Annotated in this window: 25 protein-coding genes; 16 read left to right on the forward strand and 9 right to left on the reverse strand. The window is 70.3% G+C overall.

Annotated features, from left to right (window positions below; all coding sequences use genetic code 11):
• Window positions 1-42: 42 nt before the first annotated feature.
• On the reverse strand, window positions 43-1,182 hold the full coding sequence (locus ABZ810_RS09380) for an epoxide hydrolase family protein (protein ID WP_358401349.1): 1,140 nt from the start codon (window positions 1,180-1,182) through the stop codon (window positions 43-45).
• Window positions 1,183-1,244: 62 nt separating this feature from the next.
• Between ABZ810_RS09380 and ABZ810_RS09385 the strand changes: the two genes are divergently transcribed.
• The 5 genes from ABZ810_RS09385 to ABZ810_RS09405 all read left to right on the forward strand — a co-directional run bounded on the left by ABZ810_RS09385 (window position 1,245) and on the right by ABZ810_RS09405 (window position 5,282).
• Window positions 1,245-2,216: a YafY family protein gene (locus ABZ810_RS09385; protein ID WP_358401351.1), complete on the forward strand. Its 972-nt coding sequence runs from the start codon at window positions 1,245-1,247 to the stop codon at window positions 2,214-2,216.
• Window positions 2,217-2,281: 65 nt separating this feature from the next.
• A complete protein-coding gene (locus tag ABZ810_RS09390) occupies window positions 2,282-2,893 on the forward strand; it encodes an RNA polymerase sigma factor (RefSeq protein WP_358401353.1) in 612 nt (203 codons plus the stop codon).
• Entirely contained in the window at window positions 2,890-3,852 is a 963-nt protein-coding gene (locus ABZ810_RS09395; protein ID WP_358401355.1) for a CU044_5270 family protein, read from the forward strand. Before ABZ810_RS09390 ends, ABZ810_RS09395 begins: the two co-directional genes overlap by 4 nt.
• A 174-nt stretch (window positions 3,853-4,026) precedes the next feature.
• Window positions 4,027-4,866 carry an LLM class flavin-dependent oxidoreductase gene (locus tag ABZ810_RS09400; RefSeq protein WP_358401357.1) on the forward strand — a complete coding sequence of 280 codons (840 nt, stop codon included), beginning with the start codon at window positions 4,027-4,029 and terminating at the stop codon, window positions 4,864-4,866.
• Complete coding sequence (locus ABZ810_RS09405) at window positions 4,866-5,282, forward strand: nucleoside deaminase (RefSeq protein WP_358401359.1); 417 nt, start codon at window positions 4,866-4,868, stop codon at window positions 5,280-5,282. Before ABZ810_RS09400 ends, ABZ810_RS09405 begins: the two co-directional genes overlap by 1 nt.
• On the opposite strand, the gene ABZ810_RS09410 is transcribed toward ABZ810_RS09405, so the two are convergent.
• Entirely contained in the window at window positions 5,276-5,722 is a 447-nt protein-coding gene (locus ABZ810_RS09410) for a DoxX family protein (protein WP_358401361.1), read from the reverse strand. The genes ABZ810_RS09405 and ABZ810_RS09410 overlap by 7 nt on opposite strands.
• A gap of 133 nt (window positions 5,723-5,855) precedes the next feature.
• Between ABZ810_RS09410 and ABZ810_RS09415 the strand changes: the two genes are divergently transcribed.
• The 3 genes from ABZ810_RS09415 to ABZ810_RS09425 all read left to right on the forward strand — a co-directional run bounded on the left by ABZ810_RS09415 (window position 5,856) and on the right by ABZ810_RS09425 (window position 7,911).
• Window positions 5,856-6,212, forward strand: coding sequence for a YciI family protein (locus ABZ810_RS09415; protein ID WP_358401708.1), 357 nt, complete (start codon window positions 5,856-5,858; stop codon window positions 6,210-6,212).
• Complete coding sequence (locus ABZ810_RS09420) at window positions 6,209-7,459, forward strand: sigma-70 family RNA polymerase sigma factor (RefSeq protein ID WP_358401363.1); 1,251 nt, start codon at window positions 6,209-6,211, stop codon at window positions 7,457-7,459. Before ABZ810_RS09415 ends, ABZ810_RS09420 begins: the two co-directional genes overlap by 4 nt.
• Window positions 7,460-7,533: 74 nt before the next feature.
• A complete protein-coding gene (locus tag ABZ810_RS09425) occupies window positions 7,534-7,911 on the forward strand; it encodes a nitroreductase family deazaflavin-dependent oxidoreductase (RefSeq protein ID WP_358401365.1) in 378 nt (125 codons plus the stop codon).
• 57 nt (window positions 7,912-7,968) lie between these two features.
• On the opposite strand, the gene ABZ810_RS09430 is transcribed toward ABZ810_RS09425, so the two are convergent.
• The 7 genes from ABZ810_RS09430 to ABZ810_RS09460 all read right to left on the reverse strand — a co-directional run bounded on the left by ABZ810_RS09430 (window position 7,969) and on the right by ABZ810_RS09460 (window position 13,419).
• The gene (locus tag ABZ810_RS09430; protein WP_358401367.1) at window positions 7,969-8,745 is read right to left on the reverse strand and encodes an ABC transporter permease; all 777 of its coding nucleotides are present in this window, start codon (window positions 8,743-8,745) and stop codon (window positions 7,969-7,971) included.
• Window positions 8,742-9,515 (reverse strand): ABC transporter permease, encoded by a 774-nt coding sequence (locus ABZ810_RS09435; RefSeq protein WP_358401369.1) that lies wholly within the window; start codon window positions 9,513-9,515, stop codon window positions 8,742-8,744. Before ABZ810_RS09435 ends, ABZ810_RS09430 begins: the two co-directional genes overlap by 4 nt.
• A complete protein-coding gene (locus tag ABZ810_RS09440; RefSeq protein ID WP_358401371.1) occupies window positions 9,512-10,429 on the reverse strand; it encodes an ABC transporter substrate-binding protein in 918 nt (305 codons plus the stop codon). The genes ABZ810_RS09435 and ABZ810_RS09440 overlap by 4 nt, the downstream gene beginning before the upstream one ends.
• A gap of 159 nt (window positions 10,430-10,588) precedes the next feature.
• Window positions 10,589-11,236 (reverse strand): TetR/AcrR family transcriptional regulator, encoded by a 648-nt coding sequence (locus ABZ810_RS09445; RefSeq protein WP_358401373.1) that lies wholly within the window; start codon window positions 11,234-11,236, stop codon window positions 10,589-10,591.
• 102 nt (window positions 11,237-11,338) lie between these two features.
• Window positions 11,339-12,001, reverse strand: a complete 663-nt coding sequence (locus ABZ810_RS09450; RefSeq protein WP_358401375.1) for a TetR/AcrR family transcriptional regulator — start codon at window positions 11,999-12,001, stop codon at window positions 11,339-11,341.
• Between the two features lie 98 nt (window positions 12,002-12,099).
• Entirely contained in the window at window positions 12,100-12,804 is a 705-nt protein-coding gene (locus ABZ810_RS09455) for a lytic transglycosylase domain-containing protein (RefSeq protein ID WP_358401377.1), read from the reverse strand.
• Window positions 12,805-12,906: 102 nt separating this feature from the next.
• Window positions 12,907-13,419: a MarR family transcriptional regulator gene (locus ABZ810_RS09460; RefSeq protein WP_358401379.1), complete on the reverse strand. Its 513-nt coding sequence runs from the start codon at window positions 13,417-13,419 to the stop codon at window positions 12,907-12,909.
• Window positions 13,420-13,628: 209 nt separating this feature from the next.
• Between ABZ810_RS09460 and ABZ810_RS09465 the strand changes: the two genes are divergently transcribed.
• The 8 genes from ABZ810_RS09465 to ABZ810_RS09500 are packed head-to-tail and all read left to right on the forward strand — an operon-like array spanning window position 13,629 to window position 22,000.
• Window positions 13,629-14,432, forward strand: a complete 804-nt coding sequence (locus ABZ810_RS09465) for an ABC transporter permease (protein ID WP_358401381.1) — start codon at window positions 13,629-13,631, stop codon at window positions 14,430-14,432.
• Window positions 14,432-15,286, forward strand: coding sequence for an ABC transporter permease (locus ABZ810_RS09470; RefSeq protein WP_358401383.1), 855 nt, complete (start codon window positions 14,432-14,434; stop codon window positions 15,284-15,286). The genes ABZ810_RS09465 and ABZ810_RS09470 overlap by 1 nt, the downstream gene beginning before the upstream one ends.
• Window positions 15,283-16,401, forward strand: a complete 1,119-nt coding sequence (locus tag ABZ810_RS09475; RefSeq protein WP_358401385.1) for an MlaD family protein — start codon at window positions 15,283-15,285, stop codon at window positions 16,399-16,401. Before ABZ810_RS09470 ends, ABZ810_RS09475 begins: the two co-directional genes overlap by 4 nt.
• Window positions 16,398-17,486, forward strand: coding sequence for an MlaD family protein (locus tag ABZ810_RS09480; protein WP_358401387.1), 1,089 nt, complete (start codon window positions 16,398-16,400; stop codon window positions 17,484-17,486). Before ABZ810_RS09475 ends, ABZ810_RS09480 begins: the two co-directional genes overlap by 4 nt.
• Complete coding sequence (locus tag ABZ810_RS09485; protein ID WP_358401388.1) at window positions 17,486-18,520, forward strand: MlaD family protein; 1,035 nt, start codon at window positions 17,486-17,488, stop codon at window positions 18,518-18,520. Before ABZ810_RS09480 ends, ABZ810_RS09485 begins: the two co-directional genes overlap by 1 nt.
• Window positions 18,520-19,575 carry an MCE family protein gene (locus ABZ810_RS09490; RefSeq protein ID WP_358401390.1) on the forward strand — a complete coding sequence of 352 codons (1,056 nt, stop codon included), beginning with the start codon at window positions 18,520-18,522 and terminating at the stop codon, window positions 19,573-19,575. Before ABZ810_RS09485 ends, ABZ810_RS09490 begins: the two co-directional genes overlap by 1 nt.
• On the forward strand, window positions 19,575-20,693 hold the full coding sequence (locus ABZ810_RS09495) for an MlaD family protein (protein ID WP_358401392.1): 1,119 nt from the start codon (window positions 19,575-19,577) through the stop codon (window positions 20,691-20,693). Before ABZ810_RS09490 ends, ABZ810_RS09495 begins: the two co-directional genes overlap by 1 nt.
• A complete protein-coding gene (locus tag ABZ810_RS09500; RefSeq protein ID WP_358401394.1) occupies window positions 20,690-22,000 on the forward strand; it encodes an MCE family protein in 1,311 nt (436 codons plus the stop codon). Before ABZ810_RS09495 ends, ABZ810_RS09500 begins: the two co-directional genes overlap by 4 nt.

Consider the following 22,000-nt stretch of genomic DNA (forward strand, 5'->3'; position numbering starts at 1 on the left):
CCGGCGGCCGGGCCCGGATCCCGGCCGCCGGCGCCGGAGCGGTCAGCGGAGCGTGCGGAAGAACGCGCGGATGTCGGAGACCAGCAGGTCCGGGGCCTGGAGCGAGGCGAAGTGGCCGCCGGTGTCGAACTCCGACCAGTGGGTGATCGTGTTGGACAGCTCGGCCAGCCCGCGGATCGCCTTGTCGCCGAGGAAGTTGGCGACCCCGGTCGGGACGGGCGAGGGTGCGGGACGTTCGGCCCAGGCCTCGCCGGCCTCCAGGTAGAGGCGGGCCGCCGAGCCCGCCGTGCCGGTCAGCCAGAGGATCGTCACGTTGGTGAGGAGGGCGTCGCGGTCGACCGGCGTCTGGTCGGTCCGGGTCGGGTCCCAGTCGACGAACCACTCGAGGTTCCAGGCCAGCTGACCGGTGGGCGAGTCGTTGAGCGCGTACGCCAGCGTCTGCGGCCGGGTGCCCATCTGGGTGGCGTACCCGGAGTGGGAGTACCACCACATCTCCGCCTCCTGGGCCAGCGCCCGCTCGGCGTCCGACAGCGTGTCCAGGTCGGACGGTGACGTGGTCACCGCGGCGTCGGCCAGCGCGTTGACGTGCACGCCCAGGACGCGGTCCGGCGCGAGCCGGCCGAGCTCCGGCGACACGATGCTGCCGAAGTCGCCGCCCTGGGCGCCGTACCGCTCGTAGCCCAGCCCCCGCATGAGCTCGTCGAAGGCACGCGCGACCCGGGCGGCGCCCCAGCCCCGCTCGCGCGTCGGCCCGGAGAACGCGAAGCCCGGCACCGACGGCGCGACGACGTGGAAGGCGTCCGCCGGGTCGCCGCCATGGGCGCGCGGGTCGGCCAGCGGCCCGATGACGTCCACGAAGTCGTTCACCGTGCTCGGCCAGCCGTGCGTGATCAGCAGCGGCGTCGCGTCCGGCTCCGGCGAGCGCACGTGCAGGAAGTGCAGGAGCTGGCCGTCGATCTCCGTCGTGAACTGCGGCAGCTTGTTGAGCCGCGCCTCCTGCTCGCGCCAGTCGTAGCCGGTGCGCCAGTACTCGACCAGCTCGGTGAGGTGGTCCTTCTCGACCCCGTAGTCCCAGCCGGCGCCGGGCAGCTGGTCCGGCCAGCGGGTGGCGGCGAGCCGGGCGTTCAGGTCGTCGAGGTCGGCCTGCGGGATGTTGATCTGGAAGGGCTCTGGTGTCTTCATGTCTCCCATGGTCGGAGACCAGTAGGACAGCTTCGTTCCTACATGTGTGGCAGGCTCGGAGAATGGTGGAAACCTCGGCCCGGCTCCTCCGGCTGCTGTCCCTGCTCCAGATGCACCGCGACTGGTCGGGCACGGAGCTCGCCGGCCGCCTCGGCGTCACGACCCGCACGGTGCGGCGGGACGTCGACCGGCTGCGCGAGCTCGGCTACCCGGTGCACGCGGCGATGGGCTCGGCCGGCGGATACCGGCTGGGCGCCGGGGCCGCGCTCCCGCCGCTCCTGCTGGACGACGACGAGGCGGTGGCGGTCGCGGTCGGGCTCCAGGGCGCCGCGTCCGGCGGCGGGGTGGCCGGGATCGAGGAACCCTCGCTGCGCGCCCTCAACAAGGTGGAACAGGTCCTGCCCTCCCGGCTCCGCCACCGGCTGAACGCCCTCAGCAAGGCCACGGTGGCGATCCCGCCCCGCGACGCGCCCGCCGTCGACGCGGCGATCCTCACCGCGGTCTCGGCCGCGATCCGGTCGGCCGAGACGATGCGTTTCGACTACGTCCGCCACGACGGCACGCGGACCAGGCGGAACGTCGAGCCACACCGCCTGGTCACCTGGGGCCGCCGCTGGTACCTGGTCGGCTGGGACGCCGACCGCGGCGACTGGCGCACGTTCCGGGCCGACCGGATGACCCCGCGCACGCCGAACGGCCCGCGCTTCACCCACCGCGAGCCGCCCGACGGCGACGTCACCGCGTTCATGAAGCGCACGATGGGCCGCGACATGTGGCCGTACCGCTGCAGCGTCGTCCTGCACGCCCCGGCCGAACGTTTCGAGGGGCGCGTCGACGGCGTCGTGACCCCGCTGGACGGCGGCCGGTGCCGCGTGGAGATGGCGTCCGACTCGTTCGACCTGGTCGTGTTCGTCATCGGCATGCTCGACGTCGACTTCGAGGTGGAGGGCCCGCCGGAGCTGGCCGGCCATCTCCGCAAGTACGCCGCCCGCTTCGCGAACGCCGCCGGCCCCGGAAATCGGCGGGAACCATGAAGGACCGGCCGGCCAAGTACGGGTGACACCCTTCGGAGAGGATCACCCATGAGCGGACGTGGTTCATGTTGACCGAGCCACTTGAGGCGGACGCCGCCCCGGAAGGGGAGAGCGACGCCGCCGTCGTCCGGGGCTCGTTGTCGCGGCCGGAACGGTTCGCGGCCGTCTTCGACCGGCACAGCGACGAGATCTACCGGTACGTCGCCCGGCGCCTCGGCCCGGAGACCGCCGAGGACGTCGTGGCCGAGACGTTCCTGACCGCGTTCCGCAAACGCGGCGGCTACGACCTCGACCGGCCCGACGCGCGGCCGTGGTTGTACGGCATCGCGACCAACCTGGTCCGCGCGCACCGCCGCGCCGAGGTCAGGCGCAACCGGGCGCTGGCACGCGGCCACGATCCCGCGACGGCGGAGTCGTTCGACGAGCGCAGCGTCGCCAGGTTGACGGCCGAACGGCTCCAGCCCCGGCTCGCCGCCGCGCTCAACCGGCTCTCGGCGGGCGAACGCGACCTGCTGATGCTCATCGCGTGGGCGGACCTGACCTACGAGGAGGCGGCGCACGCGCTCGGCGTGCCGGTCGGCACCGTCCGGTCGCGCCTGCACCGTGTCCGCACGAAGGTGCGCCGCGCGCTGGGCGGCGTCGACCCGATGACGACGAACGAGGAGTCCCTGGCATGACCACCGACGAGATCACCACCTTCCGGGACGCGCGCCCGGAGGCCGGTCCCTATGACCCGGACGCCAAGGCGCGTGCCCGGGCCCGCCTCCTGGACGGCGAGGCCGCGCCGCGGCGGCGGCCGTTCCGGTTTCCGCGCCTGACGTCCGCCCAGGGCCTGCTCGCCGTCGGCGCCGCCACCGCCGTCCTCGTCGCGGGCCCGACCCTGGCCATCAAGAACCTCGGCGGCGACGGGAAACCCGCGCCCGGCAAGGTCCTCGCGCAGAAGAAGGCCGACGACCGGCCGCGTCCGGGCCAGTGGGCGTACCTCAAGACCGTGACGGCCTCGTCCTCGAAGGGCGTGGGCGGATCGTTGTTCGGACCGCCGGACCGCCGCGTCACCAGCGAACGCTGGCGCAGCGTCGACGGCAAGCAGGTCGCCTCCCTGCGGAAGGGCCGCCTGTCGGTCACGCCCGAGACCGTCCAGCCGGGCATGTCGCCGAGGTCCGACTACCCCTACCTGCTCTCGCTGCCGACCGACTCCGCCGCGCTGCGCGCCGAGATCGAGAAGACGGTCGACGCGGAGTACGGCCCGAACAAGGCGACGCCGGCCGAACGCGCGGCGCGGGCGTTCGAGATCATCGAGATCTACCTGCGGGACGCGGCGCTGCCGAGCAGGCTGCGCCACGCGTTCTACTCCGTCCTCCAGAACCTCCCCGGCGTGAAGTACGAGGCGAAGGCGGTGGACATCCTCGACCGGCCCGGCGTCACCTTCTACCGCGTCAACGAGGGCTACCTCCGCAGCGAGATCATGATCGACCCGTCGACGTACCAGTACCTCGGCTTCCGGGCGATCGCGATCAAGACCCACGTGTCGCAGGGCGACGACAGGGACCTCAGGTCGAAGAAGGGGCAGATCCTCGGCTGGGGCGGCCTGGCCCAGGCGACCCTGGTCGACCACCCCGGCCAGCGCCCTTCCTGAACGTAAGCAGTCGTCGCCGGTCGTGCGGAGGCATTCGAGGATCTCGTGCCGCTCGTCCAGCAGCTTGTGGAGCGGCTGGTGCTGGATGCCGGGGTACTTCAGGCGTACCTCATTTCCTCTCATGCCGTGAGGAATCTCTTCAGCCGACGGTGATCACCTGGATAGCCTGGGCGGGTGCGACTTGGAGTGAACGTCCCCAACTTCGGCCCCGGCACCGACCCCGGCGTGCTGAGGAGCTGGGCGCAGACGGTGGAGGGGCTCGGCTTCGGCCTGCTGATGGTCTCCGACCACGTGGCGGTGACGCCCGACGTGGCCGAGCAGTACCCGGCGCCCTTCTACGAGCCCTTCACGACCCTGTCCTACCTGGCGGGGATCACGACGAAGGTCCAGCTCGGCACCACCGTGCTGATCGTCCCTTACCGCCATCCGCTGCTCACCGCCCGGATGGCCGCCAACCTCAACCAGCTCAGCGGCGGCCGGCTGATCCTCGGCGTGGGCGTCGGCTGGGCGAAACAGGAGTTCGAAGCGCTGGGCGTCCCGTTCGAGCGGCGCGGCCGGCTCACCGACGAGCACCTCCAGGCGATCCGCGACGCGTGGGACGACGAGTACGACTACCGCAGCGGACCGCTGCCGATCTGGGTCGGCGGCAACAGCGACGCCGGCCTGCGCCGCGCCGTGCGCTTCGGCGACGCGTGGCATCCGCTGCGCTTCACGTTGCCGTACGTGGACGAGGCGCTCGCGCGGCTCGACAAGCTCGCGGAGGGCGGGCGGCGGCCCGCCTTCGCCCCGCGCATCGTCCTGCGCCTCACGAGCGCGCCGGTCACCGGGCCCGACCGCCTGGCCGGCGAGGGCACCATCGACCAGGTCGTCGACGACCTGGAGCACCTCCGCCGGCTCGGCGCCCAGAGCGTCGTCCTCGACCCGTTCGGCGGGGACCCCGAGGAGACCCGGCACCCCGAACGAGCCTGGCAGGACCTGGCCACCGTGGCCGCCAACGTGCGAACGGAACCGTGATGATCGACGAGAGCCTGCTCCGCCGCGCCATCGACCTGGCCGCCGAGGCCCGGGAGTCCGGCAACCCGCCGTTCGGCTCCCTCCTGGTGGCCGCCGACGGCACGATCCTGGTCGAGGAGCGCAACTCGACCGTCACCGACGGCGACATCAGCGCCCACCCCGAGCTGAAGCTCGCCCGGTGGGCCGCCCGCGAGCTCGACCCGGAGACCGCGGCCGCGACGACGATGTACACCAGCTGCCAGCCCTGCGGGATGTGCACGGGCGCCATCGAACGTTCCGGCCTCGGCCGCGTCGTCTTCGCGCTCTCCAACGACCAGCTCCTCGACCTCAAGCCGGGCGGCGGCTTCCCGCCCGTCCCCCAGGAGGGCCCCGCCCTGCTGGACGAGGCCAGGGTCCCGGTCGAGGGCTACTACTGAGTCTCGCGAACCTGCCCCGCGACGCGGCGCGCGAGCCGGGCGGTGTCGGCGCGGCGGGCCCAGGCGAGGAACGCGATGGGGACCAGGTAGGTGGCGGGGACCACCGCGGTGGCGGGGTCGTCCACGATCAGCTGCGTGACCACGGCACCGGCCAGGAGCGCGGTGAGTCCGGTGGCGGCCAGGCCGCACAGAGCGGGGATCAGCAGGCCGGCGGCGCCCGCCAGCTCGACCGTGGCGATGAAGTACATGAACCAGGAGCCGAAGCCGATCTTCTCGAAGCCCTCGACGGCCTGCTCGTTGCCGCTGAACTTGGTGGACGAGGCCATCAGGAACACCAGGGCCATCAGGACCTGGAGCGCCCAGAGGGCGATGTGCGCCTTGCGGCCGGAGGACTTCGCGGCGGTGGCGGTGGCGGTGCCGTGGGTCGTCTGCGTCGTCATCGTTCTCGTCCCTTCGTGAAAGTGCCTTCACCTACTGGTCGAAGCGGGCGGCGCCATCACGACATCTCCGGCGAAGATTCTTGGGGACTACTGTGGAGAGGCGCTTCTAACAGGGAGAACGCCCGTGAAATACATGATCATCATTTACGGCAACCAGGAGTTGTGGGACTCGTTCACGCCGGACGAGTGGAAGCAGGCGGTCGCCGAGCAGGACGCGTTCAACCAGAAGTTCAAGGACAGCGGCGAGCTGCTGGGAGCCTTCGGCACCGGGGACGTGGAGGAGGCCAGGACGGTCCGCGTGCGGGACGGCATCCCGGCCGTGACCGACGGCCCCTACCTGGAGACCAAGGAGTACCTGGCCAGCTGGTGCCTGATCGAGGTGCCGAGCGAGGAACGGGCCCTGGAGATCGCCGCCGAGGTGCCGCACGCCAGGCTGCGCGCGGTCGAGGTCTGGCCGATCAGGCACGAGGCCTCCTGGGCGAGGGTGTGACCCGGGGACCGCTGGACGACCTGCTGCGCGAGCTCGCGCCGCAGGTCCTCGGCGCGCTCATGCGCCGGTACGGGCGGTTCGACACCGCCGAGGACGCCGTCCAGGAGGCGCTGCTCGCCGCCGCGACCCAGTGGCCGGTGGAGGGCGTGCCGGACAACCCCTACGGCTGGCTGGTCACCGCGGCCGGCCGGCGGTTCATCGACTGGGTGCGCAGCGACACCGCGCGGCAGCGGCGCGAGGACGCCGACATGATGGCGACCCCGGCCGCGGCGTACGTCGCGCCGGGCGCCGACGAGGAGCGGGCGGGCGACCGGGACGACAGCCTGCGGCTGCTCTTCCTCTGCTGTCACCCGTCGCTCTCGCCGCCGTCGCAGATCGCGCTGACGCTCCGCGCGGTGGGCGGGCTCGGCACCGCGGAGATCGCGCACGCGTTCTTCGTGCCCGAGGCGACCATGGCGCAGCGCATCAGCCGTGCCAAGCAGAGCGTCCGCAAGGCGGGCGCGACGTTCGATCTGCCGCCGCCCGGTGAACGCGCCGAACGGCTGAAGGCCGTGCTGCACGTGCTCTACCTGATGTTCAACGAGGGCTACACCGTCACCGCGGGGCCCGACCTGCAACGCGACGACCTGACCGCGGACGCGCTGCGGCTGACCCGGCTCGTGCGCCGGGTGCTGCCCGACGACGCCGAGGTGGCCGGGCTGCTGGCGCTCATGCTGCTCACCGAGGCTCGCCACGACGCCCGGACGGCCGCCGACGGGTCGCTCGTCGCCCTGGCCGACCAGGACCGGGGCCGGTGGGACCAGGACCTCATCGCCGAGGGCGTCGCGCTCATCAGCACGACGCTGGCCGCCACGCGCGAGCTCGGGCCGTACCAGATCCAGGCCGCCATCGCCGCCGTCCACGACGAGGCGCCGCGCGTCGAGGACACCGACTGGCCGCAGGTCCTGGCGCTGTACGGGCTGCTCGAACAGGTCGCGCCCAACCCGATGGTGACGCTGAGCAAGGCGGTCGCCGAGGCGGAGGTCAACGGCCCGGACGCGGGCCTGGCCATCGTGTCCGGGCTGGAGGCCGACGACCGCATGGCCCGGCACCACCGCCTCCACGCCGTGCGGGCCCATCTCCTGGAGATGGCGGGCCGGCGGGCGGAGGCGCTGGACGGCTACCGCGCCGCCGCGCTCTACGCGACGAGCGCACCGGAGAAGCGCTACCTCGACGGCCGCGCCGCCCGGCTCGTCCAGACGGGCTGACCCGGCGGGTCAGTGGCTCGGCGCGCCGGCACCGGCGGCTGCGCGCGGCCCGCCCGATGGGGTAGGGAGGAGTCATGAGCAGAGTGCTGGTGCCAAGGCCGGTCCGAAGGTTCAACCGCGTCGTCACCAACCGGGTGCAGGGGGTCTGGGCGCCCTACCTGCTGCCGTGGGCGGTCATCGTCCACCGCGGGAGGCGGACGGGACGCGAGTACCGGACGCCGGTCACCGCGTTCCGCAGCGGTGACCGCATCCTGGTCGGGCTGCCGTACGGCGCGGACACCGACTGGGTGCGCAACCTGGTCGTGCGGGGGCACGGCGGCGTCGAACGCGCCGGGCGCGTCCGGCGCATCAGCAACCCGCGCGTGCTCGACTCCTCGTCGGCCGGAGAGCTGCCGGCGCCGGCCCGGCACGCCGTCCGCTACATGGACATGCTCGTCGCCGACCTCGACTAGCGCTCCCGTCCGGGACCCCGGGCCGCGGACTGCGGACCCGGGGCCTGGACGGGACGGCTATCCGAGCGCGCGATGCCAGGCGAGGGCGCGGCGTTCGAGCAGCAGGAACAGCGCGTTGAGCGCGACGCCCAGCACGCCGAGCAGGACGATGCCCGCCCAGACCGCCGCGACGTCGAACGAGCGCTGGGCGTCCAGGAGCCGGAAGCCGATCCCGTCGGTGCTGCCGTTCATCTCCGAGATCACCATCAGGATCAGCGCGAGCGAGAGGCTGAGCCGCAGCCCCGCGAAGATCTTCGGCGCGGCGGACGGCAGGTAGACCCGGGTCAGCCGTTCGGCCGGGGAGAAGCGGAAGACCCGGGCGATGTCCAGGTGCTGCGGGTCGATCGAGCGGGCGCCCTCGGCCGCGTTGAGCAGCACCGGCCAGACGATGCCGAACATGATGGTGGCGAGCTGCATCTGGGTGCCGCCGCTGAACAGCGCGATGAAGAACGGCAGCAGCATGATGGGCGGGATCGCGTAACCGAACGCGATCAGCGGGCGGACGTAACCGTACAGGCGCGCGGACCGGCCGAGCGCCGTGCCGATCGCGATGCCGGCGACCGCCGCCAGCACCCAGGCCGCGAGCAGCCGGGTCAGGCTGGCCCGGAAGTCGGCGGAGGCCTCCTCGGTCAGCCACAACCGCGACGCGGGCCCGCTGAACCACAACTCGTGCATGCGGACGACGATGTCCGACGGCGGCGGGAAGTTGGGGTCCTCGGCCCCGCTCGTGACGGTCTGCCACAGCAGGACGGCGAGCGGCACCGGCAGGAGGAGTACCAGCAGCCTGATGATCATGAGGCCTCCGACCGGACCGAGGAGTGCCAGCGGAAGAGCCGCCGTTCGACGCCGCCGAACCCGAGGTTGAACAGCAGCCCGATCATGCCCGCCCAGAGCGTCGCGGCGACGATCATCTCGACCCCGTCGATGCTGCTCCCCGCCCTGATGACGAACGTGCCGATGCCCGCCGTGCCGCCGCCCATCAGTTCCGCGCTGATCGCCAGGATGAGCGCGATCCCGGCGGAGAGCCGGATCCCGGTGGCGATGAACGGGGCGGTGCTCGGCAGCGACACGCGCAGCAGGACGCTCAGCCGGCCGAACCCGAAGCTCCGCAGGGTGTCCTTGGCCAGCGGATCCACCTCCCGCAGCCCGTAGACGGTGTTGATGAGGATCGGCCAGGACGCGCCGTACACGATGATGGCCAGCTGCATGTCGCGGCTCTCGGGCAGCAGCAGGATCGCCAGCGGGATGATCGCGACCGACGGGATCGGCCGCAGGAACTCGATGAACGGACGGGCGGCGGTCTCGGCGAGCGGGACGGACCCGAGGAGGAGCCCGAGCGGTACCGCGACCAGCACGGTCAGCAGCAGCCCCAGCGCCCAGCCCAGCAGGGTCGAGCCGACGTCGGCGAGGAAGCCGGGGTCGGTGGCCAGGCCGGCCGCGCGGTCGAGGATCGCCGAGGCCAGCGGCAGCACCTTGGGGTCGATGGCCCCGGTGCGGCCGACCGCCTCGGCGACCCCGACGAAGATGACGACGCCGAGGACGCCGCGGCGAAGGTCCGGGCTCATCCGTTGACGTCGGCGATCGCGGCCGACGCGTCCGCCTTCTCCTTCAGGTAGCCGTACTGCCGCATCACGTCCGGCACCCGCTGGATCTCGGCGGTGTCGAGCGAGGTCGGGAACGTGGGCACGGCGACGGCCTTGGCCGTGGCCGCGTCGATCGAGGTGTAGGTCGGCAGGATCGCCTCCAGGTTCGCGCGGTCGGCGGCGAGCAGGCCCTGTGCCTTGAGCACCGCGCGCTGGAACGCCGCGGCGGTCTTGGGGTTCTTGCCGGTGAAGCGCTGCGTCATCACCCAGCCCGCGATCGGGAAGTCCTTGAGCGGCCCGGTCATCGTGTCGGCGACGCTGCGCAGGCCCAGCTTGCCCTTGCCGCCGGTGATGAACGGCTCGGTCATCCAGGCCGCGTCGACGTCGCCCTTCTGCAACGCCGGGCCCATGTTGGGCAGCGGGTACTCCAGGAACCGCACGTCCTTGGCCTCCACCCCGGCGGACTTGAGGGTGACGACGCTGGACAGCTCACCGATGTTCTTCAGCGTGTTGACCGCGAGGCGCTTGCCCTTGAGGTCGGCCGGCGTCTTCGCCGGGGAGTCCTTGGTCACCATGATCATGAACAGGTTGGGCTGGGCCGCGGCGGCGGGCGCCACGATCTGGATGTCGTTCTTGCGTTCACGGGCGATGAACAGCGAGACGTAGTTGGACAACGTCGCGTCGAGCGCGCCGCTCAGCAGCTTGGGCGTGGCCGCGGCACCGCCCTGGATGATCTCGACTTTGACGTTCAGGCCCTCCGCCTGGAAGAAGCCCTTGGATCGGGCGAGCATGACGGCGGCGGAGTCGGCGATGGGCAGGACGCCCACGGTCAGGTCCGACTGCTCGAGACCGTTCGGCCCGGAGCCCTTGTCGTCATCGCCGCCGCAGGACGCCAACGTGAGGAACAGAGTGGTCGCGAGTACGGGTGCGAATGCGCGAATGAGCCTCAAGGCCCCTCCCGGGGGAAAGATCGCCATAACCCTCTGTGTAGTGAGTACGCCGAAGCGGCCGCTCCCGCAAGAGCGTGTTATGGCCGTGTTACCGGGGAGGCGCGCTTATTTGGGCGGCGCGAAGAGCGGGCGGATGCCGGCCAGGAACTGCCGGATGACCGGACGCTGGTCGCGCGGCGAACGGCCGCGCAGGTCGAGGACCGGATCGAGCCCGTCGTAGTACGGGGCCAGCGCCAGGTAGGGGAGCGTCATGAGGAACAACGTCGCCAGCACGTCGCGGTCGGCGTCGGCCCGGATCTCGCCGCGTTCCTGCCACAGCTGCAACGTCGGGTGCAGCACCTGGAGGTAGTGCTGGTTGGCGGTGTCGCGCACGACCGAGCGCACCGAGTTGTCGAGCTCGAAGTTGGTGGCCGCGGTGACGGCGCGTTCGAGCGGGTGGTCGGCCATGTACTCGGTCCACTCGCACAGCACGTCGAACAGCCACTCCTCGAAGGACTGCTCGAAGTCGAGGAGCGCGATGCGGCGTTCCATCTCCTCACGGATGCGGCGCGAGGTCTCGTCGCAGACGAACGCGAAGAACTCCAGCTTGTCGGTGAAGTACTGGAACAGGGAGCCCTTGGCGATGCCGGCCTCGCGGGCGATCGTGTTGAGGCTGCCGGTGGAGTAGCCGTGGTCGCCGAACTCGCGCATCGCCACTTCGAGCACGCGTTCCCGCTTGGCCACGTTGAGGCGGAACCAGGTCGACGTCGGCATGGGAGCGGGGGATCTCCAGTCGTGGGACGACGGTGTGCCAGGGGCGTGTCAGGGGCGTGTCAGGGGCGTGTCAGGGGCGCGCGAGTACGTAGAGTAGCGAGCTTATCGGGCGAGGCGGATCAGGATACGGCAGACCTCATCGATGATCTCCGTCGCCTCCGCCTCGTCGTCGGCCAGCGCGATCTCGCGGCCCGCCTCGCCGATGACGGTGGTGAGCACCAGGCTCAGCACCTGCGTCGCCCGTTCGCCCTCGTCCTGGCCGCGCAGCAGCTTGGTGTTCTGGCCGATCCACTGGCGGGCGCGGCCCCGGCGCATCAGCGAGAAGCCGGACGGGCCCTCGCCGCCGTGGAAGAGCCGCGCCGCCTCGCGCTGCTCCCAGCACACCTCCAGGTAGGCGCGGGCGCCGGCGATGAACAGCGTGATCGTGTCGGCCTCGCCGGCCTTGCGGGCGGCCGACACCGCCGCGGCGGCGCTGCGCTCCTGCTCGGCGGTGAGCTCCTCCCACAGGGCGAGGTAGAGACCGGCCTTGCCGCCGTAGTGGTGGTAGAGGCTGCCGACGCTGATGCCGGAACGTTCGACGATCTCGGCGATGCCCGCGTCGGCGTAGCCGCGGTCGGCGAAGACGGTCTGCGCGGCGTTGAGCAGCGCCTGCCGGGTCGCGTCCGCCCGTGCCCACTGCCGTCCGCCGCCGGCGCCTTCGGCCGGGCCGGTCGCGCCGTCGTTCGCGCCGCCGCCGTTGTCGTGCCGCGCCCTGCTGCTCCGCATCCCTCCATGGTCTCGCATGAGCGCCGCCGGGCGCGCGCGGGATCGATTGTCAGCGGTTCAGTACCGGCCGGTCGGAATCGCCGGGCGATATCGGCCGGTCAGTACCAGTTGTGGGATTGCCAGAACGCCCAGGCGCCGCACGGGTCCTTGTAGCGGGCCTTGATATAGCCGAGCCCCCAGGCGATCTGGGTGGGCGAGCTGGTGCGCCAGTCGGCGCCGGCGCTGGCGAGCTTGGAGCCGGGCAGGGCCTGCGGGATGCCGTAGGCGCCGCTGGAGGGGTTCTCGGCCCGCTCGTTCCAGTGGCTCTCCTTCGTCCAGAGGATCTTGAGCGACGGCCAGCAGCGGTCCCAGCCCTTGAGGGCGTTCATCTTCCTGCCGTAGGCCATGTTCTGCGTGGAGCTGGGGTTGGAGCGGGCGAGCCGCTCGCGCTCGCGCTGCGCCTCCAGCTTCCTGCGCGCGGCCGCGTCGCGCTTGGCCTTCTCCTTGAGCTCCTTGAGCTCCTTCTGGTGCTGCTCGTACGCCCGCTTCTTGGCCATGGCGATCGCGTCGGCGGCGACCGGGTCCATGTCGGAGCCGCTCACCTTGGCGAGCATGTCGTTCGCGGTCAGGGCGCTGATGTCGCCCTTGGGGGCGCTCTTGCCGCCGCTCAGCCGTTCGAGGTCGACGAACACGATCCCCGCGGAGATCGCGACGATCGCCACCGCCGCGATCGTCACGTTGCTGGTGAGCACGCGCCGGACGACGCCCGGCCCCTTCTCCTCGGGCAGCGGGGTCTTCCTGCGTGTGCCGTGACTCTGGGGCATGGGAGTAGATTGCCTTATCGCCGGAGTGGTTTCGCCCTCGTTGACCCGGTACGTACGCCGCGTCACTCACGGTTCATCCTGCTGGAGGGCGTGATCGGCGATCTAGAAGTCGTGATCTCCGATCGCCAGCCGGGCCGGCTGCAGCGCTCCGAAGATCTCCTCGTGCATGGCGCCGAGGGCCGCCAGCGCGCCTTCGGGCGCCTCCAGGGCCAGGTTGACCGCGCCCGCCAGGTCCCGCCCGGCGTCGGTGATCTGGACGAGGGTCGCGCGCCGGTCGCGCGGATGCGGGGTGCGCGTCACCAGCCCGGCGGCCTCCAGCTGGTCCACCGTCAGCTTGACCGACGTGGGGTGCACCATGAGGATCCGGCCGAGCGAGCTCAACCGGGCGCGCCCGTTGGTCGTGAGTGCAAGAGTGGTCAGCAGGAAGTAGCCGGGCCGGCTCAGGTCGAGCTTCTTCAGTTCGGCGTCCAGCGCCTTCTTCACGAACTGGTGCAGGCGGCTGATGGAGCAGACGGCCATGAAAGCCCAGGGTTCGCCCGGCATTCCCTGGCCGTCCCAACGGTCATGGATGCCGGCCACCAGCGGGTCCACGCGTCCTTGTGTCTCGGTTCGCACCGGCTGATCGTAGCTTCGGACAAATCAGGAAGTAAGTACTCGCTTCTTAGACCTTCTTCCAATAGAGTGCTCCAAATCACAGCCTGATCCCTGAGTTGTCATGCGATGCCAAAGATCGGGCCGTGGTCATCGGATGGGCGCCAACGTCCGAGACAGAAGGAGGCTGGAGTGACCCTTCCACCTGCCCCCGACGGGGAGGGTTCCGCCAGATGGCCCTGAGCCTCAACAAGGCCCCGGACCTCGCCCGCAGACGGGTCGGGCGCACGCTCGACGAGACCGGCCTGCTCGCCGTCACCTTCCTCGAAGGCATACGGCGGACGTGGGACGTCCGTCAGTGGTGGGGCGAGTTCATCGAGCAGTGCTGGTTCCTCGCCCGCGTGACGAGCGTTCCGGTCATGCTCATCGCCGTCCCCCTGGGCGCGACCATCTCCCTGCAGGTGGGCGACATCGCCCGGCAGCTCGGTGCCGCCTCCGGCACCGGCGCCCTGCTGGTCGCCGCGATGATCCAGCAGGTCGCGCCGCTGGCCGCCGCGCTGCTGGTCTCGGGAGTCGGCGGGTCGGCCATCACCTCGGACATGGGCGCCCGCAACATCCGCGACGAGCTGTCCGCCATGGAGGTCATGGGCATCAACCCGGTCCACCGGCTGGTGACACCGCGGTTGTGGGCGGCGAGCACGGTCTCGATGTTGCTCTGCTCGGTCGTGATCCTGGCCGGCGTGCTGGGCGGCTACTACTTCAACGTCATCCAGCAGGGCGTCAGCCCCGGCGCGTTCTTCGACGGGTCGACCACCCTGCTGCAGTTCTCGGACCTGCTGATCACCCTGTTCAAGGCGTGGATCTTCGGCTTCATCGCCGCGGCGGTCGCCTGCTACATGGGCATGAACTGCGATTACGGCCCGGTCGGCGTGGGGCGCGCGGTCAACCAGGCGGTGGTGGTCACCTCGATCGTGGTGTTCCTCACCAACTACGTGCTGACCATGATCTACCAGGTCCTCTTCCCCCCGAGGTTTTGATGGTCGCCATATCCCCCGTACGCAAGCTCGGCCGGGCGGTCTCGGACCGCTCGGCGGGACTGGTCGCCTCGGCGAACCTCCCGATCTTCCTCGGCCGGGTGCTCTACCACCTGTTCTTCGACATCATCCTGCGCCGCAAGTACGGCAAGACGCTGCTCAAGCAGGTCAGCGACATCACCGTCGGCGTCGGCGCGCTGGTGATCGGCGGCGGCATGATCTTCGTCATCGCGACGATGTCGCTGGCCACCGGGGCCATGGTCGGCCTCCAGGGTTATCCGGGCTTGGAACGTATCGGCGCGGAGGCCTTCACCGGCCTGGTCGCCAGCTACTCCAACGTCCGCGAGGTCACCCCGATCATCGCCGGGGTCGCGCTCGTCGCCCAGGTCGGCACCGGCTTCACCGCCGAGATCGGGGCGATGCGGATCTCAGAGGAGATCGACGCGCTCGAGGTCATGGGCATCAACTCGCTGGCCTACCTGGTGTGCACCCGCGTCGCGGCCGGCGTCATCGCGCTGGTGCCGCTCTACCTGGTGTCGCTCTTCATGGCCTTCTGGGCCACGAGGTTCATCACCATCCAGTACTTCGGCCTCTCGCCCGGCATCTACGACTACTACTTCCACCTGTACCTGCCGCCGATCGACGTGTTCTACAGCGTCATCAAGGTGGCGGTGTTCGCGTTCATCATCATGTTCGTCCACTGCTACCGCGGCTACTACGCGGCGGGCGGTCCGGTGGGCGTCGGCGTCGCGGCCGGGCGGGCGATCCGCGAGTCGACCATCCTCATGATCCTGATGAACCTCGTCCTCTCGTACATCTTCTGGGGGCACGGCAGCACTGTGAGGTTGACCGGATGAGCGAGGAACCTCTCTCCAACCGATCCCGGACGGCCTTCGGCCTGGTGGGCGCGGGCGTCATCGCCGCCGCCGCGGTCTTCGTGGTGCTCGGCTCGCAGCAGGGCACCGCGGGTTCGACCTACTACTCCGCCACGTTCGGCCGGGCCGGGCAGGGACTGGACCCCGGCAAGTCGGACGTCAAGATCCGCGGCATCACGGTCGGCACCGTCGAGACCGTCAAGCTCGACAAGGCGGGCAAGGTCAGCGTGCGGATGCGGGTCGACAAGGGCATCAGGGTGGCCGACACCTCCAGTGCCCGGATCGAGCCGGTGTCGGTGTTCGGCCCCAAGGACCTGGTGCTCGAGCTGGGCGCGCACGAGCTCACCGGCCCCTACCTGTCGAACGGCGGCACCGTCGCGCAGACCACCGACCCCCAGGAGCTGTCCGACACCGCCTGGCCCGCCTACCGGCTCACCAAGGCGATCAACCCGGACGAGGTGGCCGCGATCGTGCACACGTTCGGCGCCGGGCTTTCCGGGCAGGGGCCGGCGCTGCGCCGCACCATCGACAACGGCGGCAAGGTGATCGACGCCGCGCACGCCAACCGCGCGGTGATCCAGAGCCTCATCAACGACATCGGGCTGCTGGGCGGCACGGTCGGCGGCAAGGGCGGCACCATCGTGCGGTTCACCGGCGACTTCAACGACCTGGCCCCCGCGCTGAACGGCAACCCCGACAAGGTCTCCCAGCTGCTCGACGAGGGCGGCGAGCTGGCCGACCGGGTCGGCACGTTCACCGCCCAGCACGGCAACAACCTCAGCTCGGTCATCGACGGCGGCGGCGACGTCATCTCCGTCATGGCGCGCCAGCGGCGCAACATCCCGCTCCTGATCGACAGCGTCAACGGCTTCTTCGCGCTGCTCTCCCAGGTCATCCGGGTGCCGGGCCCCGAGGGGTCGCTGCTCGCGCAGGCGCGCGCACCGCTGCCGCTCGACCTGTGCGGCATCTTCGTGGACGTCTGCCCGCAGGAGCCCAAGCAGACCGCCTTCCAGATCAAGACCGACCCCGACGCCGACCCCAGGGCCGGCAACACGCCGCGCAACGGCACCACCAACGGAACGGGGGCGCGGCCATGAGCCCTCTCAAGCGCACGACCGGACGCGGGCCCCAGTGGGGCGTCACCATCAAGTTCGGCGTCTTCGTCGTGATCACCGGGCTGCTGACGTTCTTCATCGGGCAGCAGATCCTCGGCACCAGCTTCAACAAGCGCTACAAGCTGAGCGCGACCTTCGACGACGTCACGGGCCTGCTCGAGGGTGACGTGGTCAAGGTGGCCGGCGCCCCCGTCGGCCAGGTCAAGAGCATCAAGGTGGAGCGGGGCAAGGCCGTCGTCGGGATGGAGATCGACCACGACGTGCGGGTGCCCGACGACTCGACCGCCGCGATCCGCTGGCGCAACGCGATGGGCCAGCGCATCGTCTACCTGGAGCCGGGCACCAGCCAGGCCAGGCTCGCCGCCGGCGCCCGGGTGCCCAAGACCCGGTCGGTGGTCGACCTGGGCGACGTCGTCAACAGCCTCGGGCCGATCACGCGCAACCTCGACCCGGTCCAGATCAACAAGATCCTCTTCTCGTTCTCGCAGGCGCTGGACGGCAACGAGCAGAACATCAACCTGATGATCCAGAACCTGGACGGCCTGCTCCAGACGTTCGCCGCCCGCAAGCAGACGATCAGTTCGATGATCAAGGACTACGAGACGGTCAGCAGCGCGGTCGCCGTCCGCGACCGGCAGATCGCCGCCAGCGTCGACAACCTCGCCGAGCTGACCAAGGTGTTCGCCAACAACCACAAGCTGCTCGAGAACGCGGTGGTCGAGGTCGCCGGCGTCACCACCAACCTCAACCAGGTGCTCGGCGGCAACGACGCGCAGCTCGCCCGGATCGTCGGCAACCTCGCCAAGTTCGCCGAGACGTTCCGCCTCAACGTCGACAACCTGGAAAAGATGGTCCAGAACCTCCCGCTCACGATGCGCCAGCTGTTCGCCTCCGCCAACGGCGGCAACTTCCTTCGGACGAACGCGCTGTGCCTCAACATCGTGCAGGGGCCGTGCCCCTTCCCGATGGAGTTCCCCAAGACCGAGAGCCAGGCGCAGCAGGGCCCGTCCCAGGCGGACCTCGCCAAGCTCAAGGCGATGCTCACCGGCAAGACGGGGGGCAACTGATGGCGCTCAAGTCGCTCCGCGACGTCAACCACAAGGTCGTCGCCATCGTCTCGCTGAGCGTGCTGGCCGCGTGCTGCGTCTTCGCGTTCGCCGTCGGGCAGCTTCACCTGTTCGACCGGGGCTACACGATGAGCGGGGTGTTCTCCGACACCGCCGGCCTGAAGACCGGCCAGGACGTCCGGGTCGCGGGCGTCAAGGCGGGCCGGATCACCGCGGTCGAGCCCGACTTCAAGCAAGGCGCCGTCATCGTGACCTGGCACATCGACGCGGGCATCGACCTCGGCCCGGCCACCCGGGCCGAGATCCAGACGGCCACCCTGCTGGGCGGCCGCTACCTGCGGCTGACCGGCCCGGTGGCCAAGCCCTACATGTCCGAGGTCACCGAGGGGCGCCGGCGCATCCCGCTCGAGCGCACCAGCGTGCCGTTCACCGTTCCGGACGCCATCGAGGGCGCGCAGAACATCGTCGGGAAGCTCGACCAGAAGAGCATCGACAAGCTGCTCACCCAGGTCTCGAAGATCGAGTCGCCGAACGCGCCCAAGCTCAGGCAGATGCTGGTCAACGTGCAGAGCCTGAGCCGCACGCTCAACGACGCGACGCCCGAGATCCAGAAGCTGATCGAGAACAGCAAGAACATCACCGGCGTGCTCGCCGCCAAGGACGAGAAGCTCAAGCAGATCATCACCGACAGCCAGATCCTGCTCCAGACGCTGGTCGAACGGCGCAACGAGCTGGCCGCGACGATCGGGCAGGGCAGCAGCACGGTCCGCACCCTGTCCAACGTGATCTCGCAGCACCAGCGTGAGCTCAACAACCTGCTCGACAACCTGCACCTGCTGACCACCCGGCTGGCGCCGAACATGGACGCGCTCAACACCGACTTCTCGCTGCTCGGCCCGACGCTCATGCGCGTCGCCGCCCTCAAGGGCAACGGCCCGTGGGTCGAGGGGCTGCTCACCGGGCTCGGGCCGCTCCAGCCACCCGGTCCGATCTCCACCCGGCACGGTTCGGGCACCCAGGGCGGAGGCAACTGATGGCCACGGCAGCCAAGCGCCCCGGAGCGCGCCTCCCGCTCGTCGTCGGGTTGTGCGCCGCCATGGTCACCTCCCTCGGCGGCTGCTCCGCGATCAGCGAGGCGTCCGGCGGCGGCAAGCGCGAGATGACCGTCTACGTGCCCAAGGCCCGCTCCTTCTACAAGGACTCCAAGGTCAAGGTGATGGGCGCCGACGTCGGCCTGGTCGACTCGGTCGAGAACCAGGGCGACAAGGTCAAGGTCACCTTCCACATCCGCGGCGACGTCCCGCTGCCGCAGGGCGTGCAGGCCTCGATCGTGCCGCTCAACCTGGTCGGCGAGCGCAACCTCGTCCTGCACCCGGCCTGGAAGCCGGGGCAGGCCAAGGAGACCTCCGACCAGATCCCGATCGAGCGCACCAGCGTCCCGGTCGAGGTGGACGACGCGCTCAGCTCGTTCACCAACCTGGCCAACGCGCTCGACCCCACCAAGATGCAGAACGCGCTCGGGCAGGCGGCCGGCTCGTTCGAGGGCAACGGCAAGGAGTTCAACGCCACGCTGGAGCAGAGCGCCCGGCTGGTCGAGAACATCGCCGGCCAGGACAAGCAGCTGATCGAGGTCGCGCAGAACCTCAACCGGCTGGCCGGCGTGGTCCGCGGCCGGGAGCAGGTGCTCGGCCAGATGATCCGCAACTTCGGTGAGGCCACCCGGGTGCTCAGCGCCGAGCGCGGCGAGATCCAGGACCTCATCGCCGGCATCCTCGAACTGTCCAAGAACGGCGACAAGCTGATCCAGAAGTACAAGGGCCAGCTCCCGTACGACCTGGCGGTCCTCACCAAGGTCGCGCTCGTGCTGAAGGGCAACTCCCAGCAGCTGGCGCTGCTGGTCAAGGCCCTGCCGGGGATCGACCGGGCGCTGCTCAACGGCTACAACCCCGACAACAAGTCGCTGCAGATCCGCTTCGCCACCGACGCGTTCCTGCGCACCTGGCTCAAGGGGCTGATGAAGTCGGACGAGGTCAACTGCCCGCTGCCCGAGCCCCACTCCAACTGTCCGTGGCAGAACGGAGGCAACTGATGAGGCGGCGGATGAGGCGGCCGGGCCGCACCTCCACGGCGGGCGCGGCGCGCACGCTGCGCGGGCTGCCGTTCGTCATGCTCGCCGCCGTGCTGGCGGTGACCGGCTGTTCCTACCAGACGGCCGGCGCGCCCAAGGGCGGGCTGACCCTGCGCGCCACGTTCACCGACGTGCAGGGGCTGGTCGCCGGGCACAGCGTGCAGATGTCGGACGTCAAGGTCGGCACCGTGACCAAGGTGGAGCTCGACAAGGCCACCTACAGGTCCCGGGTCACGATGGCGATCAAGGACGACATCCGCGTCCCGCGCACCATCACCGCGGAGATCAAGATCACCTCGCTGCTCGGCGAGAACTTCGTCGACCTCCGGCTGCCGCCGGGCGGCCGGCTGGACCAGGGCCCGTTCCTGGCGACCGGCGCCGACATCGCCAACACCAGCGTGCAGCCCGCGTTCGAGGAGGTCGTCGGGCAGACCGGCCCGCTGCTCAAGGCGCTGGCCGGCGACGACGTGGCGAACGTGGTCAACGCCGGGGCGACCGCGCTGGACGGCAACGGCGAGAAGCTCAACTCGATCATCGCCAAGTCCGGTGACCTGGTGAAGGTCTTCGCCGACCAGCGGGCGCAGCTCGGCGCGGCGGTCGACGACTTCGCCAGGCTCGGCAACTCGCTGGCCAAGGGCGGCGGCGAGCTGGAGAGGGCGCCGGTCGAGCTGGAGAAGACCACCCGCCTGCTGCGCGACAACAAGGAGAAGATCCTTGACGTGGTCGAGCGGCTCACCCGGATGGCCAGGGAGCTCAACGACAAGGTCCTCGAAGGCCGCGTCGTCCGGTTCAAGACCCTGCTGAGCGACCTCGATCCGGTGCTCGCCCAGCTCGGCAACAACCGCAAGCGGCTGACCGACCTGGTGAACGGCCTGGTCACGTTCACCGACAAGCTGCCCAAGGCCAGCTATGACGGCCAGCTGCTGCTCTACCCGCTGCTGCGCATCGTGTGGCCGGACGGCAGCGCGGTCATCCCCGGCCTGCCCGGCAACAGCGAGAAGACGAACGCCGATCAGGTGCCCAAGGAACTGCGGGGCGCGCTACCGGACCTCGACAAGATGCTGAGGACGCCGCGATGAACAGACGCCTCACGATCAACCTCGGCGTGTTCGCCCTGCTCGCCGTGGTCATGGTGGTCTGGGCGTTCAACAACGTGGTCCGGTTCGACTTCATCGACCGGCCGTACGCGATCACCGTCGAGTTCCAGTCGTCGCCCGGCCTGCACCCCAACTTCGAGGTCGACTACCTCGGCACCCGGATCGGCAAGATCGACTCGGTGAAGCTGCAGAAGGACAAGGTCGTCGTCCGGCTCGACATCGAGCGCGGCGTGACGATCCCGCAGGGCGTCACCGCCCAGGCCGCCCGCAAGTCGGCGGTCGGCGAGCCGGTCGTCGAGCTGACCCCGCCGGCCGGCGTCGACCCGAACGGGCCGAAGATGAAGCCCGGCACGGTGATCCCGGTGTCGCAGACCAAGGTGCCGCCCAAGTACGGCGACCTGTTCGGCGCGGTCATCGACTCGCTGAAGGCCATCAAGCCCGAGGACGTCCAGGTGCTCACGCACGAGCTGGCCGCGGGCTGGTCGGGGCGGGAGAACTCGCTCCGGCAGGTCATCGCCGGCAGCGACCAGTTGTCCGCCACGTTCGCCGAGAACAGCGAGCTGCTGGACGGGCTGACCAAGGACTTCGGCAAGATCACCAGCGTGCTGGCGCAGAACCGCGGCGACCTGGCGGCCGGCATCGACAACATCGCCGCGCTCACCGCCGCGCTCAAGGCCTCCCGCGGTGACCTCGCCGAGCTGGTCGAGACCGGTCCCGAGCTGCTCAACACGGTGAACGCGCTGCTGGACCGCTCGGGCGCGGACCTGGAGTGCACGGTCGACTCGCTCGGCACGCTGGGCCTGCGCAAGCACAACCCGAACGCGCTGCGCGACCTGAACGACGCGCTGCGCATGGCGCCCCAGCTCCAGGCGGTGCTGGACGGCATCATCGGCACCGACCAGGGCGAACCGGTCCTCAACGTGGCCTTCCTGCTCACCCTCAACACCAAGGCCACGCTCGAGTTCAAGTATCCGCTGCCGCAGCCCACGGTCAGCAAGATGCTCACCTGCCCGGGCGGCCGCGACCCGGTCAAGAACGTCCAGCAGAAGCCCTACAAGGCCAAGAACCCCGGTCAGACCGTCCCGACGCATGACCCGTCGATCCAGAAGACGACGGACATGAAGGCAAAGAATGCCGCGAATCAGGCGCGGGACTCTGCCGGTGGACCGCCCGCTTGGCTAATCTACGTCCCCCCGCTCCTTGCGCTGTTGGTGCTGATCAAGGTCATGATGGGTTCCGTTCCCGTGGTGTCCCGGATCAGGCTGCGACGCCGCAAGGACGACGACTGA

The organism is Spirillospora sp. NPDC047279 (genome assembly GCF_040643285.1).
Classification (GTDB): Bacteria; Actinomycetota; Actinomycetes; order Streptosporangiales; family Streptosporangiaceae; genus Spirillospora.

Excerpts from the sequence above, each read along its gene's own strand:
- ABZ810_RS09405 (WP_358401359.1), top strand. The coding sequence starts at position 4,866 with ATGATCGACGAGAGCCTGCTCCGCCGCGCCATCGACCTGGCCGCCGAG.
- ABZ810_RS09475 (WP_358401385.1), top strand. The coding sequence starts at position 15,283 with ATGAGCGAGGAACCTCTCTCCAACCGATCCCGGACGGCCTTCGGCCTG.
- ABZ810_RS09485 (WP_358401388.1), top strand. The coding sequence starts at position 17,486 with ATGGCGCTCAAGTCGCTCCGCGACGTCAACCACAAGGTCGTCGCCATC.
- ABZ810_RS09390 (WP_358401353.1), top strand. The coding sequence starts at position 2,282 with ATGTTGACCGAGCCACTTGAGGCGGACGCCGCCCCGGAAGGGGAGAGC.
- ABZ810_RS09465 (WP_358401381.1), top strand. The coding sequence starts at position 13,629 with ATGGCCCTGAGCCTCAACAAGGCCCCGGACCTCGCCCGCAGACGGGTC.
- ABZ810_RS09470 (WP_358401383.1), top strand. The coding sequence starts at position 14,432 with ATGGTCGCCATATCCCCCGTACGCAAGCTCGGCCGGGCGGTCTCGGAC.
- ABZ810_RS09490 (WP_358401390.1), top strand. The coding sequence starts at position 18,520 with ATGGCCACGGCAGCCAAGCGCCCCGGAGCGCGCCTCCCGCTCGTCGTC.
- ABZ810_RS09495 (WP_358401392.1), top strand. The coding sequence starts at position 19,575 with ATGAGGCGGCGGATGAGGCGGCCGGGCCGCACCTCCACGGCGGGCGCG.
- ABZ810_RS09500 (WP_358401394.1), top strand. The coding sequence starts at position 20,690 with ATGAACAGACGCCTCACGATCAACCTCGGCGTGTTCGCCCTGCTCGCC.
- ABZ810_RS09450 (WP_358401375.1), bottom strand. The coding sequence starts at position 12,001 with ATGCGGAGCAGCAGGGCGCGGCACGACAACGGCGGCGGCGCGAACGAC.
- ABZ810_RS09425 (WP_358401365.1), top strand. The coding sequence starts at position 7,534 with ATGAGCAGAGTGCTGGTGCCAAGGCCGGTCCGAAGGTTCAACCGCGTC.
- ABZ810_RS09435 (WP_358401369.1), bottom strand. The coding sequence starts at position 9,515 with ATGAGCCCGGACCTTCGCCGCGGCGTCCTCGGCGTCGTCATCTTCGTC.
- ABZ810_RS09395 (WP_358401355.1), top strand. The coding sequence starts at position 2,890 with ATGACCACCGACGAGATCACCACCTTCCGGGACGCGCGCCCGGAGGCC.
- ABZ810_RS09410 (WP_358401361.1), bottom strand. The coding sequence starts at position 5,722 with ATGACGACGCAGACGACCCACGGCACCGCCACCGCCACCGCCGCGAAG.
- ABZ810_RS09445 (WP_358401373.1), bottom strand. The coding sequence starts at position 11,236 with ATGCCGACGTCGACCTGGTTCCGCCTCAACGTGGCCAAGCGGGAACGC.
- ABZ810_RS09415 (WP_358401708.1), top strand. The coding sequence starts at position 5,856 with ATGATCATCATTTACGGCAACCAGGAGTTGTGGGACTCGTTCACGCCG.
- ABZ810_RS09380 (WP_358401349.1), bottom strand. The coding sequence starts at position 1,182 with ATGAAGACACCAGAGCCCTTCCAGATCAACATCCCGCAGGCCGACCTC.
- ABZ810_RS09385 (WP_358401351.1), top strand. The coding sequence starts at position 1,245 with ATGGTGGAAACCTCGGCCCGGCTCCTCCGGCTGCTGTCCCTGCTCCAG.
- ABZ810_RS09430 (WP_358401367.1), bottom strand. The coding sequence starts at position 8,745 with ATGATCATCAGGCTGCTGGTACTCCTCCTGCCGGTGCCGCTCGCCGTC.
- ABZ810_RS09480 (WP_358401387.1), top strand. The coding sequence starts at position 16,398 with ATGAGCCCTCTCAAGCGCACGACCGGACGCGGGCCCCAGTGGGGCGTC.
- ABZ810_RS09455 (WP_358401377.1), bottom strand. The coding sequence starts at position 12,804 with ATGCCCCAGAGTCACGGCACACGCAGGAAGACCCCGCTGCCCGAGGAG.